12 protein-coding genes are annotated in these 13,858 nt (G+C 68.2%); 5 read left to right on the top strand and 7 right to left on the bottom strand.

The genetic code is table 11. The features are described 5' to 3' along the window. Nucleotides 1-19: 19 nt before the first annotated feature. The gene (gene uvrA / locus nbrcactino_RS08735; protein WP_161927003.1) at nt 20-2,899 is read right to left on the bottom strand and encodes an excinuclease ABC subunit UvrA; all 2,880 of its coding nucleotides are present in this window, start codon (nt 2,897-2,899) and stop codon (nt 20-22) included. Nucleotides 2,900-2,997: 98 nt separating this feature from the next. Here uvrA and nbrcactino_RS08730 point away from each other — a divergent pair, with 98 nt between their 5' ends. Further along, nucleotides 2,998-3,699 (top strand): MBL fold metallo-hydrolase, encoded by a 702-nt coding sequence (locus nbrcactino_RS08730; RefSeq protein WP_161927002.1) that lies wholly within the window; start codon nt 2,998-3,000, stop codon nt 3,697-3,699. Between the two features lie 77 nt (nt 3,700-3,776). Next, nucleotides 3,777-6,074, top strand: a complete 2,298-nt coding sequence (locus tag nbrcactino_RS08725) for an ATP-binding domain-containing protein (protein ID WP_161927001.1) — start codon at nt 3,777-3,779, stop codon at nt 6,072-6,074. On the opposite strand, the gene nbrcactino_RS08720 is transcribed toward nbrcactino_RS08725, so the two are convergent. The 3 genes from nbrcactino_RS08720 to uvrB all read right to left on the bottom strand — a co-directional run bounded on the left by nbrcactino_RS08720 (nt 6,071) and on the right by uvrB (nt 9,373). Next, nucleotides 6,071-6,553 carry a hypothetical protein gene (locus nbrcactino_RS08720; protein ID WP_161927000.1) on the bottom strand — a complete coding sequence of 161 codons (483 nt, stop codon included), beginning with the start codon at nt 6,551-6,553 and terminating at the stop codon, nt 6,071-6,073. The two genes, nbrcactino_RS08725 and nbrcactino_RS08720, sit on opposite strands and share 4 nt — an antisense overlap. Nucleotides 6,554-6,603: 50 nt before the next feature. Next, nucleotides 6,604-7,050 carry a universal stress protein gene (locus nbrcactino_RS08715; RefSeq protein ID WP_161926999.1) on the bottom strand — a complete coding sequence of 149 codons (447 nt, stop codon included), beginning with the start codon at nt 7,048-7,050 and terminating at the stop codon, nt 6,604-6,606. 172 nt (nt 7,051-7,222) lie between these two features. Continuing rightward, on the bottom strand, nt 7,223-9,373 hold the full coding sequence (gene uvrB, locus nbrcactino_RS08710) for an excinuclease ABC subunit UvrB (RefSeq protein ID WP_161926998.1): 2,151 nt from the start codon (nt 9,371-9,373) through the stop codon (nt 7,223-7,225). Between the two features lie 52 nt (nt 9,374-9,425). Here uvrB and nbrcactino_RS08705 point away from each other — a divergent pair, with 52 nt between their 5' ends. Both nbrcactino_RS08705 and nbrcactino_RS08700 read left to right on the top strand, forming a co-directional pair. Next, entirely contained in the window at nt 9,426-9,968 is a 543-nt protein-coding gene (locus nbrcactino_RS08705; RefSeq protein ID WP_161926997.1) for a ribonuclease FAU-1 family protein, read from the top strand. Then, on the top strand, nt 9,965-10,552 hold the full coding sequence (locus nbrcactino_RS08700; protein ID WP_161926996.1) for a TetR/AcrR family transcriptional regulator: 588 nt from the start codon (nt 9,965-9,967) through the stop codon (nt 10,550-10,552). The genes nbrcactino_RS08705 and nbrcactino_RS08700 overlap by 4 nt, the downstream gene beginning before the upstream one ends. On the opposite strand, the gene coaE is transcribed toward nbrcactino_RS08700, so the two are convergent. Then, nucleotides 10,524-11,447 (bottom strand): dephospho-CoA kinase, encoded by a 924-nt coding sequence (gene coaE, locus nbrcactino_RS08695; protein WP_161926995.1) that lies wholly within the window; start codon nt 11,445-11,447, stop codon nt 10,524-10,526. The genes nbrcactino_RS08700 and coaE overlap by 29 nt on opposite strands. A gap of 192 nt (nt 11,448-11,639) precedes the next feature. Here coaE and nbrcactino_RS08690 point away from each other — a divergent pair, with 192 nt between their 5' ends. After that, nucleotides 11,640-12,497: an SDR family oxidoreductase gene (locus tag nbrcactino_RS08690; protein WP_161926994.1), complete on the top strand. Its 858-nt coding sequence runs from the start codon at nt 11,640-11,642 to the stop codon at nt 12,495-12,497. Nucleotides 12,498-12,522: 25 nt separating this feature from the next. On the opposite strand, the gene nbrcactino_RS08685 is transcribed toward nbrcactino_RS08690, so the two are convergent. Next, nucleotides 12,523-13,119, bottom strand: a complete 597-nt coding sequence (locus tag nbrcactino_RS08685) for an isochorismatase family protein (protein ID WP_161926993.1) — start codon at nt 13,117-13,119, stop codon at nt 12,523-12,525. A 118-nt stretch (nt 13,120-13,237) separates the two neighbouring features. Next, nucleotides 13,238-13,729: a ferritin gene (locus nbrcactino_RS08680; protein ID WP_161926992.1), complete on the bottom strand. Its 492-nt coding sequence runs from the start codon at nt 13,727-13,729 to the stop codon at nt 13,238-13,240. Nucleotides 13,730-13,858: the final 129 nt, after the last annotated feature.

The following is a 13,858-nucleotide window of genomic DNA, read 5'->3' as shown; positions in this document are numbered from 1 at the left end:
TCGATCCGTCCCGACGCCGCTATCCCGCGTCGGCGACCCGCTCGGGTTCGAGGACCTCGGCCAGGAACCGTCCGGTGTGGCTCTGCGGGTTTGCGGCGATCTCCTCGGGGGTCCCGGTCGCCACGACCGTGCCGCCGCCATCGCCCCCTTCCGGCCCCATGTCGATGATCCAGTCGGCCGACTTGATCACGTCGAGGTTGTGCTCGATCACGATGACCGTGTTGCCCTTCTCGACGAGCCCGTTGATCACGCCGAGCAGTTTGCGGATGTCCTCGAAGTGCAGGCCCGTGGTCGGCTCGTCGAGGATGTACGCGGTCCGGCCGGTCGAGCGCTTCTGCAGTTCGGCGGCCAGCTTCACCCGCTGCGCCTCACCACCGGACAGGGTCGGCGCCGGCTGGCCCAGCCGGACATAGCCGAGTCCCACGTCGACGAGCGTCTTGAGGTAGCGGTGGATCGAGGTGACCGGCTCGAAAAACCCGGCGGCCTCCTCGATCGGCATGTCGAGCACCTCGGCGATCGTCTTGCCCTTGTAATGCACCTCGAGGGTCTCGCGGTTGTACCGCGCACCGTGGCAGACCTCGCACGGGACGTAGACGTCCGGCAGGAAGTTCATCTCGATCTTGATGGTGCCCTCACCGGTGCACGCCTCGCACCGGCCGCCCTTCACGTTGAACGAGAAGCGGCCCGGCTGGTAGCCGCGGACCTTGGCCTCGGTCGTCGCGGCGAACAGCGTGCGGATCTTGTCGAAGACGCCGGTGTAGGTCGCCGGGTTGGACCGCGGGGTGCGACCGATCGGCGACTGGTCGACCTGGACGAGCTTGTCGAGGTTCTCCAACCCCTTGACGCGCTTGTGCCGCCCGGGGACGTGGCGCGCCCCGTTGAGCTTGTTGGCCAAGACGGTGGCCAGGATGTCGTTGACCAGGGTCGACTTGCCGGACCCGGACACTCCGGTGACCGCGGTGAGCACGCCCACCGGGAAGGACACGTCGATGCCGTGGAGGTTGTGTTCCGTGGCGCCGACGACGGTGAGCTGCTTGCGCTTGCTGACCGGCCGCCGGATCTCCGGGACCGGGAGCGTCTCGCGCCCGGACAGGTAGGCGCCGGTGATCGACTCGGTGTTGGCCAGCAGCCCCTCGTAGGAGCCGCTGTGCACGACGTGGCCGCCGTGCTCACCCGCGCGCGGGCCGATGTCGACGATCCAGTCCGCGGCGCGAATCGTGTCCTCGTCGTGCTCGACGACGATCAGCGTGTTCCCCAGGTCACGCAGCCGGATCAGGGTGTCGATGAGGCGCCGGTTGTCGCGCTGGTGCAGGCCGATCGACGGCTCGTCGAGCACGTAGAGCACCCCGGCCAACCCGGATCCGATCTGGGTGGCCAACCGGATGCGCTGGGCCTCCCCGCCCGAGAGCGAGCCCGCGGCCCGCGACAGCGACAGGTATTCGAGCCCGACGTCGAGCAGGAAGCGGATCCGGGCCTGGACCTCCTTGAGCACCCGGCCGGCGATCGCCTCTTCGCGGGCGCCGAGCGTGAGGCCGGCCAGGTAGTCGGCACAGGCCGCCACCGACAGGGAACTCACCTCGGCGATCGACTTGGGGCCGAACTCCTCGGAGTCCAGGGTCACCGCGAGGATCTCCGGGCGCAGGCGCGCGCCGCCACAGGCCGAGCACGGCACATCGCGCATGTATCCCTCGTAGCGCTCCTTCATCGCGTCGGACTCGGTCTGCTCCGAGCGCCGCGACAGGAAGGCCATCACGCCCTCGAACTCGGTGTAGTAGGACCGGGTGCGGCCGTAGCGGTTGCGGAACCGCACGTGGACCTGGTGGTCGCTGCCGTTGAGGATCGCCTTGCGGACCGCCGCGGGAAGCTTGTTCCACGGCATGTCCAGGTCGAAGCCCATTTGATCGGCCAGCCCGGAGAGCAGCCGCAGGAAGTAGTCGGCGTTGTGGCCACTCGACCACGGCGCGATCGCCCCCTCGGAAAGGCTCAGGTCGGGGTCGGGGACCACGAGCTCCTCGTCGATGACCTTGCTCACGCCGAGGCCGTCGCACGCCGGGCAGGCGCCATAGGGCGAGTTGAACGAGAACGACCGGGGTTCGAGGTCGTCGATGGCGATGATGTGGCCGTTCGGGCAGGCCATCTTCTCCGAGAAGCGCCGCTCCCGGTTGGCGTCGGTCTCGTCGACGTCGACGAAATCGAGGACGAGGATGCCGTCGGCCAGCCGCAGCGCGGTCTCGACCGAGTCGGTGAGCCGCTGCTTGGCCGTCGCCTTGACCGCGAGACGGTCGACAACGACGTCGATGTCGTGGCGCTCCTGCTTCTTCAACGTCGGCGGCTCGGTGAGCGGGTAGACCCGGCCGTCGATCCGGGCGCGGGCAAAGCCCTGCGTCTGCAGGTCGGCGAACAGGTCCACGAACTCGCCCTTGCGGGAACGCACCACCGGGGCCAGCACCTGGAACCGGGTGCCCTCCTCCATCGCCAGCACCTGGTCGACGATCTGCTGCGGCGACTGCTTGGCGATCTTCTCGCCGCACTGCGCGCAGTGGGCGGTCCCGGCCCGCGCGTAGAGCAGGCGCAGGTAGTCGTACACCTCGGTGATGGTGCCGACGGTCGACCGCGGGTTGCGGTTGGTGGACTTCTGGTCGATCGACACCGCCGGGGACAGGCCTTCGATGAAGTCGACGTCGGGTTTGTCCATCTGGCCCAGGAACTGCCGCGCATACGCCGACAGCGATTCGACGTAACGGCGCTGCCCCTCGGCGAAGATCGTGTCGAAGGCCAACGACGACTTCCCCGAGCCGGACAGCCCGGTGAAGACGATCAGCGAGTCCCGCGGCAGGTCGACGTCGATCCCGCGCAGGTTGTGCTCACGCGCTCCGCGCACGATCAAACGGTCAACCACAGCAATGCTTTCCTCACGTTTCGGCACCGATCATGTCGGCCGTATCCGATTCTATGCCGCCGGTCTGACAAGGCGCCCGACGCAGCTAACGTGGAGGCATGACTGCGCTGCGCCCCGTCGACGACACCTACACCGGCACCGTCGCCGGTCCCCTCAGCCCGATGCGCCGGACCACCGCCCACGCGACGATCATCAAGATGTCGGTCGGCCCCATGGACAACAACACCTACGTGGTGACCTGTTCGGAGACCGGGGACCAACTGTTGATCGACGCCGCCAACGACGCGCCGCAGATCCTCGCCCTCCTCGACAGCCTGCCCGGCACCCTGCGGGCGATCCTGACCACCCACTCCCACCCCGACCACTGGCAGGCATTGGCGGAGGTGGCCGCCGCGACCGGCGTGCCGACCCTCGCCGGCCGTGCCGATGCGCCCGGACTCCCCGTCGCGCCCGACCGGCTCCTCGACGACGGCGACGAGGTCGTCGTCGGCAATCTCATCCTGACTGCGATCCACCTGGCCGGGCACACCGAGGGCTCCATCGCACTGGCCCTGCGCGATGCCGGCGACGACGCCGGCGGCCCCCTGTCGGTCCAACTCTTCACCGGCGACTGCCTCTTTCCCGGCGGCGTCGGAAAGACCTGGCAGCCGGGTGATTTCGACCGCCTTCTCGCCGACGTGACCGGCAAGCTCTTCGACGTGTACCCCGACGACACCGCGGTCTACCCGGGCCACGGCTCGGACACCACCCTCGGCGCCGAGCGGCCGCACCTGTCGGAGTGGGCCGAGCGCGGCTGGTAACCGTCCCGCACCCTTTCCCACCCCGCGGAGTCGGCGCCCCCGCGGGCACGGGATCAGCCGCGTACACTGGATCAACTGTGAATCCCGATCCACGCATAGCCGACGAGCAGACCCACCTGGATGCCGTCTACGGCCGCATCGACCGGATGCGGGCCACCACCAACCGCCGGCTGCGCGAAACCCTCGCCGAGGCCGGCGACACCCCGCAGGCACTGTCGGAGCGCGAGTCGTACGAGCGCCTTTACGTCGACGACCTGGCGAAACTCGATGCCGCCGAGCACAACCTGTACTTCGGGCGGCTCGAGGTCGATCCCGATGATGACGACGACGGCGCCGAGACGAGGCGGATCGGCCGTATCGGCGTACTCGACGACGATGACGAGGACACCACCCTCCTGTTGGACTGGCGGGCGCCGTTGTCGCGGCCGTTCTATCTGGCCACCCCGGCCGACCCCGACGGGGTCCGGGTCCGGCGCCACATCCGCACGTCCAACCGCGCCGTGCGCACGGTGACCGACGAGGTCCTCGACGGATCGGCCGTCTCCGATCCCGCCGAGGGCACCGCTGGCGGGGTGACCCTCGGCGACGTGGTCAACGAATCGGCCCTCGTCGCGGCGCTCAACGCGGCGCGCACCGGGGAGATGGCCGACATCGTCGAGACCATCCAGCGGGAGCAGGACCTCATCATCCGGTCGCCGCACCGCGGTGTGACGGTGGTCCAGGGCGGCCCCGGTACCGGCAAGACGGCGGTCGCCCTGCACCGCGCCGCCTACCTGCTCTACACGCACCGCGACCTGCTCGCCCGCAGCGGCGTGCTCATCCTCGGACCCAACACCGACTTCCTCCGCTACATCTCGCAGGTCCTCCCCTCCCTCGGGGAGACCGGGGTGTTGCTGAGCACCATCGGCAATCTGCTGCCCGGGCTGGACACCGCCGTCGTCGACCCGCCGGCCGCCGCCGTCCTCAAGGGCTCGACCGACATCCTGACCGTGCTCAAGCGCCACGCCCGCAGCTATCAATCGCTACCGAAACAGCCGGTCACCGTGCGTTTCGACGGCTATCCCCTGGCCATCGACTCGGCCCTGGTCAAAACCGCACGCGCCAAGGCGCGCAGCACGCGACGGGCGCACAACCAGGCCCAGCGGGAGTTCCTGCGGTCCGCGCTGCACGGACTCGCCGCCGCCTACGCCTCGCGCATCGGCTCGTCGCTGCTCGACGGTTCGCAAATGCTGTCCGGTGCCGAGATCGCCGACATCCGCGACGAGATGCGCGACGACGAGGACCTGGTCCAGGCCGTTCTCGCGTTCTGGCCGCGACTCGAACCCAAACGCGTCCTCAGCGACCTGCTGACCTCGGCGACGGCGATCCGCGGTGCCACCCCGGGTTGGAGCGAGGCGGACCGCGCCGCCCTGCTGCGCCCGGCGCACGCCCCGTTCACCGTCGGCGACGTGCCGTTGCTCGACGAGATCGCCGAGTTGATCGGCGCGGGCACCGACGACGACGAGGCGGCCGCGCAGGCCCAGTGGCGCAAGCAGTTGTCCGAGGCGCAGGAGGCACTCGACATCCTGACCGGCTCGGCGCCGCAGGACATCGAGGATGAGATCGATCCCGAGATCCTGATGGCCTACGACCTGATCGACGCCGAACAACTCGCCCAACGCCAGCGGATCACCACCCACCGGACGACGGCCGAGCGCGCCTATGAGGACCGCACCTGGACCTTCGGCCACGTGATCGTCGATGAGGCCCAAGAACTTTCGGCAATGGCCTGGCGCATGGTGATGCGGCGCATCCCGAATCGGTGGATGACCGTCATCGGCGACACCGCCCAGACGTCGAACCCTGCGGGGGCGAGCTCCTGGTCGGCGGTGTTCGAACCGTACGTCGAAAAGCGGTGGCGGCTCCACGAACTCACCGTGAACTACCGAACCCCCGCCGAGATCATGCGCTACGCGGCACGACTGCTAGAGCGTCTCGACCCGGCCCTGACCCCGCCGACCTCGTTGCGCAGCAACGGGATCGAACCAACCGCGGTGCACGCCGAGGGGCCTGCGGCGCACACCGCCGTCGATCTCGCGATCGCCTGCGACTGGCCCGGGTTGACCGGGGTCATCGTCACCGACGACGACTACGACGCCGCGGTGGCCGCGCTCGGCGACCGGACCGGTGTCGTGGTGCACACTGTGACCGGTTGCAAGGGACTGGAATTCGACACGACCGTCGTCGTTGAACCGGCGGCGATCGTCGCCGCCTCCGAGCGCGGCCTCAACGACCTGTACGTTGCGCTCACCCGCGCCACCCAGCGCCTCGTCGTCGTCGCAGGAAACGAAATGCCACCCGAGTTGGCGGACCTACCCGGATGGCATTCGAGCTAGAGCGACTGGCAACCCAGGGGAAGCCAGGCCGGACCGTCTGACCGGATGCTCGCCAACTCGTCAGCCCAGACCGTTCCGCTCAGCTTCTCGAGGGCCACGTCGAGAAGGGGGGTGACCGGAATCAGATACTGCCACGGCCACGATCGCGCAGGTCGCAAACCGACCCCACCTGCTAGGTCGACAGCCGTTGGAAGGCAAACCCATTGCCCGTCCACGGCCCTTCTCATGCCTTCACCGAGGTACTTAGTAAATACTTCACGGAGCGCGAGTGCTCGCTCTTCGTCTTGGGTGAAGTAGCGTTCGGCGGCCCGCAGGGATTGGCTGTCCCACACGTCTCCGCTTCTCAGCCCCAAGGTGCCATGGGCAAGCGTCGACACTTCTGCGTCTAACTTCTCGGTCCAAGCTTCTAGTAGACGAAGGTCTTGAGCTTCGACGTACGCCGGCACGACATCCCAGTCTGTGCTGTCGAAATGCGGCATCTTCGTCGATCCCCTCCGCGCCACTCCAGCAACCGTAACGGACCCCGCTGTTACGTCGTGTGGACGATGAGCACGTCGACCGCGGCCTTGCGCGCGGCGTCGGCCGGAACCGAACCGAGCAGGCGGCCCGACAGCGTGTTGAGGCCCTTGTTGCCGACGACCAGCAGGTCGGCCTTGACGTCGACGACCAGCTGCAGCAATGCGTCGACGGGGGCACCCTTGACCGGGCGCTGCTGGATCAGCTTGGCGCCGGCGGCACCGGCGCGCTCCTTGGCGGTGCGCAGGATCTCCTCGGTCGGCGCCGAGCCGTGAACCTGGTAGGCCTCTTCCTTGAGGACGTCGGACATCGCGCCGATGTCGCGTCCCTCATTGGGGAAGTAGGCACACGCAATCACGAGGGTGGCCGTCTCCCCGGCCAATGCCCCAGCGCGTTCCACCGCCTTCATCGAGGACTCCGACCCGTCGGTGCCCACTACCACGGTGTTGTATGCAGCCATTGACCATTCCCTCCAGATTTCGCGCGATGTCGCGAATGTGTGTTCTGCGCATCCAGGCTAGTTCCCGCCACGGTTACCCGTCCGGTAATCGTAATGCTCAGCACAGTTGCGGTAATCACCCTATCGGATTCTGCGTCGGGAACATCTCATTCCCTCCATTTGGCGCCCAGTGCTATTGGATGCCCGCGGCGTCCATGCCGCGCAGTTCCTTCTTCAGGTCGGCGATCTCATCGCGCAGCCGCCCCGCGAGCTCGAACTGCAAGTCGCGCGCCGCCGACATCATCTGGTCGGTGAGCTGGGCAATCAGGTCGGCCAGCTCGGCCCGAGGCATCGTTGAGGTGTCCCGGCGTTCGATGACCCCGGCGCTCGTGGAGCCCTTCGGGTTGTCGCCCTGGGCGCGACGGCCACGGGTGGCGTTGCGGCCCGACCCGCCGACCTCGTCGTCGGCCTCCTTGTAAACCTGGTCGAGGATATCGGCGATCTTCTTCCGCAACGGCTGCGGATCGATTCCCGCCGCCTCGTTGTAGGCGATCTGTTTCTCGCGCCGGCGCTCGGTTTCCTCGATGGCATTCTGCATCGAGTCGGTCACCTTGTCGGCATACATGTGGACCTCGCCGGAGACGTTGCGCGCCGCGCGGCCGATGGTCTGGATCAACGACGTGGTGCTGCGCAGGAAGCCCTCCTTGTCCGCGTCGAGGATCGCGACCAGCGACACCTCGGGCAGGTCCAGGCCCTCGCGCAGCAGGTTGATGCCGACGAGGACGTCGAACTCGCCCAGGCGCAGTTGGCGCAGCAGTTCGACGCGGCGCAGGGTGTCGACCTCCGAGTGCAGGTACCGCACCCGGATCCCCAACTCCAGCAGGTAGTCGGTGAGATCCTCGGCCATCTTCTTGGTCAGCGTCGTGACCAGGACGCGCTCGTCGCGGTCGGTGCGCTCGCGGATCTCGTGGATGAGGTCGTCGATCTGTCCCTTGGTCGGTTTGACCACGACCTTGGGGTCCAGCAGGCCGGTCGGCCGGATCACCTGCTCGACGAATTCGCCGTCGGTCTGCCCCAACTCGTAGGGACCCGGGGTCGCCGACAGGTAGACGGTCTGGCCGATCCGGTCGACGAACTCGTCCCAGGTCAGCGGGCGGTTGTCCACCGCGGAGGGCAGCCGGAAGCCGTAGTCGACCAGGTTGCGCTTGCGGGACATGTCCCCCTCGTACATGCCGCCGATCTGCGGCACGGTCACGTGCGACTCGTCGATGACCAGCAGGAAGTCGTCGGGGAAATAGTCGATCAGCGTGGCCGGTGCCGAGCCGGCACCGCGGCCGTCGATGTGGCGCGAATAGTTCTCGATGCCCGAGCAGAACCCGACCTGCCGCATCATCTCCAGGTCATAGGTCGTCCGCATCCGCAACCGCTGGGCCTCGAGCAGTTTGCCCTTGTTCTCCAGCTCGGTCAGCCGCTGCTCGAGTTCCTCCTCGATCCCCTTCATCGCGCGCTCCATCCGCTCCGGCCCGGCCACGTAATGGGTGGCCGGGAAGATGCGGACGGTGTCGACCTGTCGGATCACGTCACCGGTGAGCGGGTGCAGGTAGTAGAGCGCCTCCACCTCGTCGCCGAAAAACTCGATCCGGATCGCCAGTTCCTCATAGGACGGGATGATTTCGACGGTGTCCCCGCGGACGCGGAAGCTGCCGCGGGTGAAGGACATGTCGTTGCGCGTGTACTGGACGTCGACGAGCAGGCGCAACAGGGCGTCCCGGTCGATCTCCTCGCCCACCGCCATCTCCACCGAGCGGTCCAGATAGGACTGCGGGGTGCCCAAGCCGTAGATGCACGACACCGACGCCACCACGACGACGTCGCGCCGGGACAGCAGACTCGACGTCGCCGAGTGCCGCAGGCGCTCCACGTCGTCGTTGATCGACGAGTCCTTCTCGATGTAGGTGTCGGTCTGGGCGATGTACGCCTCGGGTTGGTAATAGTCGTAATAGGAGACGAAATACTCCACCGCATTGTTGGGCAACATCTCGCGCAACTCGTTGGCGAGCTGGGCGGCCAGTGTCTTGTTGGGCGCCATGACCAGCGTCGGACGCTGGACCCGCTCGATCAGCCAGGCCGTCGTCGCCGACTTGCCGGTACCGGTGGCGCCGAGCAGGACGATGTCGCGCTCCCCCGCCGTGATCCGGCGTTCCAGGTCGTCGATCGCGGCCGGCTGGTCACCGGCGGGTTCGTACTCGCTGACGACCTCGAAACGCCCGTCGGCCCGCTCGATCTCTCCGATCGGGCGGAACTCGGAATGCGCGAGGACCGGTTTCTCTGCGGGGAACGCCATGTCTCCCAGGATAGAACCGGCGTCGGACATCGCCGGACGCTAGTTTGAACCCATGACAACCGCCGCCCATCCGACCAAGACCGAGGTCTTCGACGTCGCGGCCATGACCAACACCGATCCCAAGGGCTTCATCCGCGATGTCGACGAGTACCGGGTGACCGATTTCGGGCTCTACATGTCACGGCCGTCGGACCATGCCCGCTTCTATTGGCTTCAGAGTTGGCTGCTCCCCGACCTCGGGCTGCGGGCCAACATCTTCCACTTCACCGACCCGGACTACCGGCCCGGCCAGCGCCTCTACCTCGACGTCGGCGAGTTCCACCGACCCGACGCGCAGGGCCGCTGGCACGCGACCGACTGGTACCTCGACCTCGTCGACGTCGTCGGCCGGCCGCTGGAGCTGATCGACATCGACGAGGTCTTCGACGCCCATACCACGGGCTACCTCTCGACCGCCCACTGCGAGCGCGCCGTGCAGATCGCCGCGCGGGCCCTCGTCGGCGCGGCCGAGCACGACCACGATGTGCAGGCCTGGCTGGATTCGGCGGTCGGCGCCCCGGTGACCTGGCTGCCCGAGCCGCCGGTGCGCCCATGACCGCACCCCGTCCCCGGCCGGGCGGCCGCAGCGCGCGGGTGCGGCGCGCCGTCCTCGACGCGACACTCGGACTCGTCCTCGACCACGGCATCGGGGCGCTGACCGTGGCAGCGGTCGCCAACCGGGCCGGCGTGGCGGAGACCACGGTGTACCGGCGGTGGCCGTCGACGACCGACCTCGTCGCCGACGCGGTGGCCGACGTGGCCGAGCGGGACAATCCGCTGCCCGACACCGGAACCTTTGCGGGCGACCTCGATCAACTCGCCCGGCAGATCGCCGCCCTGCTGTCGCGGCCCGGCATGGGCCGACTACTCGGCGCCACCGCGGCCATGTCGTCGGATCCGAACATGGCCGCGGCGCGCGAGAAGTATTGGCGCATGCGCTTTGCCGCCAGTGCGCCGGTGGTCGACCGCGCGATCGCGCGCGGCGAAATCCCGGCGGGCACCGCCTCCTACGACGTCCTCGAGGCGCTGGCCGCCCCCCTGTACCTGCGGGTGCTGGTGACCGACCAGCCACTCGACGAGGCGTTCGTGCGCCGATGCGTCGCGCACACCCTCACGGTGTTCCGCCCACCACAACACTGACGGCGGCGGGGCGCCCCGGATCCGCCGACGCGAAGGATCCCGGACCGTCGGACGGGAAGCCGCCGGCACGCAGGAGGTCGGGCAATTCGGCCGCCGCGGCGGCGTCTTTGGCGGTGACCTGCACCGACACCACCGGGTCGGCCCCAGCACCAGTGTCCGAGGTCACCGCCACCGCGGTGGCCCGTTCCCCCGCGATGGCCCACAGCCGGTTGGTCACCCGGGTCCCCACCGATCCGGGATTCGGGTCGGCCGCGACCAGGGTCGGGTTGGGCTTCGCCGGAATCCCGGAGCGCACGTTGACCTCGTAGGGAACCAGGCGACGGTCCCACAGGGCGATCGCCTTCTCGACCAGGTGCTCGGGTTCGCCGGAGTTGTCCAGCCAGGCGTCGGCGACCGCCCGCCGCTGTTCCTCGGTCGCCTGCGCCGCGATCCGGGCCCGGGCATCGCCCTCGTCGAGGCCGCGCGAGGTCACCAGCCGGTGCACCCGCACTTCCACGTCGGCGTTCACGACGACCACGGCGTGGAAGAACGGCGCGGTGTGGTTCTCCACCAGCAGCGGGATGTCTTGCACCACAATCGCATCCGCCGGCGCCGCGTCGAGCAGTTCGGAGGTCCGGGCCCCGATCAGCGGATGGGTGATGGAGTTCAGCGTCGCGCGCGACTCGTCGTCGGCGAATGCCTTCGCCGCGAGCGCCGCGCGGTCCAACTCCCCGTCGTCGCCGATGATGCCGTCGCCGAACGCCTGCGCCAGCGCGGCCAGTCCCGGGGTTCCGGCGGCCACCACCTCCCGCGCGATCTTGTCCGCATCGATCAGGTAGGCGTCCCGATCGGCGAATACCTTCGCCACCGTCGACTTGCCCGCACCCATTCCGCCTGTCAGTCCGACTCGAATCACGTCACCAGTGTGGCAAACGCGTGACGTTCGTCCTACTCCCACCCGCCCCCACCCGACCCGGCGCCCACGTCAGACGCGGCCGACCATGGTCGTCGAGCACAAGCCGGGTGGCCGTTTGTGGTCACCGTGCCCCTGTTCACCGAGCGCCCGCCGCCCTAGGGTCGAGGTATCCCCCAACCGAAAGGCCTACCGATGTCTGCTCCCCTGATCACCGATCCCGGCCCCGGCGCCTTCGACTCCCGCACGGTGGTCATGTCGGGCGGTAGCCGCGGAATCGGACTCGCCATCGCAGTCGCGCTGGCGCAGCGGGGTGCCAATATCGTGTTGCTGGCCAAGACCGACACTCCCGACCCGCGCCTGGACGGGACCATCCACACCGCGGTCGACACCATCCGCGCGACCGGCGCCGAGGCGATCGGCGTGGTCGGTGACCTGCGCAACGACGACGACGTGGCCCGCTTGGCCGCCACCGCCGTCGACGCGTTCGGCGGCATCGACATCGTCGTCAACAATGCCAGCGCCCTCGCCCCGACCCCCACCGCCGAGCTGGAGATGAAGCGCTACGACCTCATCCAGCAGATCAACGCGCGCGGCACCTTCTCCCTGACGAAGGCGTGTCTCCCGCAGCTCACCGCATCAGAGCACGCCCGCGTCATCACGCTGTCGCCGCCGATCAACCTGTCCCCCGACTGGCTGGGCCGCTTCCCGGCGTACATGGTCTCCAAGTACGGGATGTCGTTGCTGACCCTGGGTTTTGCCGCCGAGTGGGCCGACCGCGGGATCGCCTGCAATTGTCTGTGGCCCGAAACCACGATCGCGACGGCGGCGGTGCGCAATCTGCTGGGCGGCGACGAGGCGGCCAGCCACTCCCGCGAGCCCGAGATCATGGGCGACGCGGCCGCCGTCCTCGCGGCCAAGCCGGTCGACGTGACCGGGCAGTGCTTCATCGACGCCGACCTTGTCCGCGAGGCCGGCGTGACCGACCTCTCGGTCTATGGCGGGGAAGAGCCGATCGAGTACGACTTCTTCCTGGACCCGCCGACTTCCTGAGCTCTGACCGCGCTGCCGGACGGCGCTATCGAACGAGGACGCCGGCCGCGGGAAAGCCGTCGGCGTAAAGCTCGGCTACGTCCGGCGCACGGATCCCCACTGCAAAATCGGTGAGGACCGTCGTCCGCAGGCCCGCCTGGGCGGCGTGGAGCGCGGTCTCCTTGACGCAATAGTCGGTGGCGATCCCGGCGACGTCGACGTCGGTGATGCCGTGCGCGCGCAGGCGGTCGATCAGCGGCTCGTCGTCGTCGGTGACGCCCTCGAACCCGGAGTACGCGGCGGCGTAGTGGCCCTTGAACACCTCGATGACCGGGACCGTGTCGATGCCGCGCACGGCGTCGGCGAGTTCGTCGACGATGCGGGCGCCATCGGATTCGGCGACACAGTGCACCGGCCAGGAGACGCGGAAGTCCGGTTCTTCCCCCGGCGCCGCGAAGTGCTCGCCGGGGTCGATGTGCCAGTCTTGCGTCGTGACCACCACGTCGTAGGCGGAGAGGAACTCCTCGTCGCGCAGGGCCGCAGCGAGGCTGTGCGCGACGTCCAGGCCGCCGGCGACCGCCAACGCCCCGCCTTCACAGAAGTCGTATTGGACGTCGACCAGAATCAGCGCGCGTCGTGCCATGGCTCGAGTCTATCGCCGCCGATCCGACGGCAATCGGCCGCAAACGTGCGGCGGCCCGCCGCGCTCCCGTGGCGGGAGCTGCGGCGGGCCGTCGGTCCTGAGGGCTATTTCAGGGGGTTCAGGCGCTCGCGCCGAGTTCGGCGTCGAGTCGCAGGACGCCGGAGCCGTCCTCGTTCACGAGGCGGGCCCGGCCGAGGATCTCGCTGACCGTCGCCTCTTCCTCGATCTGCTCGTTGACGAACCAGTCGAGCAGCGAGCGCGAGTCGATGTCGTTGGCCTCGTTGGCCGCGCTGTAGAGGTCTCGGATGGCCTGCGAGACGTCCTTCTCGGCCTCCAGTGCGACGTCGAAGGTCTCGGTCACGCTCGTCACCTTGACCTTCGGGGTCTTGATGTCGCCGATGATCGGGTGGTTGTCCCGGTCGGTGAGGTGCTTGATGAGCTTGTCCGCATGGGTCAGCTCCTCGTCGGCGTGGCTCTTGAGCCACTTGGAGATTCCCGGCAGGTTCATGAGCTCCAGCTCGATCGCCAGCTGGCGGTAGAGCATCGCGGATTCGAACTCTTTGGTGATCTGCTTGATGAATGCTTTCTCAAGGCTGGCTGTCATCTTCATGTCCCCGAGTGTAGAGCGACAAAATGCCCTCTACCAGCAAGTATTGCCTTCGCTTAGGCATGTTTGGCTAAGCTAAAACGCCACCGAAGGCCAGATAAAAACAACTCCCCGGCCCATCCGGACCGGGGA

The organism is Gordonia crocea, assembly GCF_009932435.1.
Lineage (GTDB): Bacteria > Actinomycetota > Actinomycetes > Mycobacteriales > Mycobacteriaceae > Gordonia > Gordonia crocea.
This window is presented reverse-complemented; position numbering and strand designations above follow the sequence as displayed.